At 45.2% G+C, this 1,322-nt stretch carries 1 protein-coding gene; it reads right to left on the bottom strand.

Translation table 11 applies throughout. From position 1 onward, the window contains the following. Window positions 1–230: 230 nt before the first annotated feature. Window positions 231–1,250: an IS110 family transposase gene (locus BIZ37_RS30185; protein ID WP_187464675.1), complete on the bottom strand. Its 1,020-nt coding sequence runs from the start codon at window positions 1,248–1,250 to the stop codon at window positions 231–233. Window positions 1,251–1,322 lie beyond the last annotated feature (72 nt).

Below are 1,322 nucleotides of genomic sequence, written 5' to 3'. Positions count from 1 at the left end.
AAATGTATGGTCCGCCCCGTTATTGCAACTACAATTTCTAATGACGGGGTTGGTTTGCGCTAATGTATTCGGAGTCACTTTTGGGTGCTCCCGCATCCCAGCTCCACGATGATATCCGCGCCAGATTATCCTTAAAAAGCCCTAAAGCATTTCGATGCTGTTTTTTGTATCAGGTTTTTAATCTGGCCGATTGACCGTTTTCGTCATCATAATCGTCATTGCAAATCCGGTTATATCGTCGTCATACGAAAAGCCTGGCGGTTATACATAACCGCCCAGGCTATCCTTGCCAGTTTATTGGCCAGTGCAACAACGACAACATTAAAAGGTTTACTAGCTCTTAAATCAATAAGCCACTGTCCAAAAGCCTTTCCCGTTTTATCAGGTCTAGCGAGGACCGCTCTCGCTCCATGTATAAACAAGGTCCTGAGTTGCTTGTTTCCTCGTTTACTAACACCGAGCAGTTTAGGTTTTCCACCCGTCGAATATTGCCGTGGAACAAGTCCAAGCCAAGCAGCCATATTCCGGCCATTAGTAAAATTGGTCGGCGAACTGATATCAGCTAAACATAAGCTTGCAGTCAAATCACCTATCCCCGGAACGCTTTTGAGCAATTGAGCTAGCTCATTAGTCTCAACATACTGACTGAGCTTTTTATCCTGCCGTTTAATTTGTTCATTTAGATAAGAGTAATGCTCATGAAGCGCTTGGAGTTCGCGGGTGAAAAAAGGTGGAAGAGGTTGTTTTTGGTCTGCCAGCCATTGGAACAATGATTTCATCTTGGCATGACCTGTCGGTAAACTCAGTCCGAACTCCAGTAATATCGCGCTAATACGAGACATACAAGCCGTGCGCTCTTTAATAAAGCCATCCCGAACTCGGTGTATTGTAGCAATGATTTGGGCTTCTTCAGATTTAACGGCAACGAACCGCATTGATGGTCGACAAGCGGCTTCAGCTATTGCAGAGGCATCAATGAAATCATTCTTGTTGCCCTTGACGTAGGGTTTCACGTATTGCGGTGGGATAAGTTTAACTTGATGGTTGAGCTCAAGACATTTACGAGCGAGCCAATGGGCTCCACCACATGCCTCAAAGGCAATCGTTGTGGGGCATAGCTTGGAAATAAACAGGATAAGTTGGCTTCGATTTAACTTTTTGCGCAAAACCTCCCGGCCAGCACTGTCGTGCCCGACTAGGTGGAAGCAGTGTTTACCAAGATCTATACCAAGAATATGTAAGGAAGACATATGGTTCACCTCTTTCAATTTACCTACCCCAAGCGTAGAGGCTTAAGAGTGAGGCGGACCATATAATTAGCC

The sequence above is a fragment of the Photobacterium sp. BZF1 genome (genome assembly GCF_014349205.1).
Classification (GTDB): domain Bacteria; phylum Pseudomonadota; class Gammaproteobacteria; order Enterobacterales; family Vibrionaceae; genus Photobacterium.
Note: the sequence above shows the minus strand (reverse complement) of the source record. Positions and strands in the feature narration are given on the sequence as shown.

Excerpts from the sequence above, each read along its gene's own strand:
- BIZ37_RS30185 (WP_187464675.1), bottom strand. The coding sequence starts at position 1,250 with ATGTCTTCCTTACATATTCTTGGTATAGATCTTGGTAAACACTGCTTC.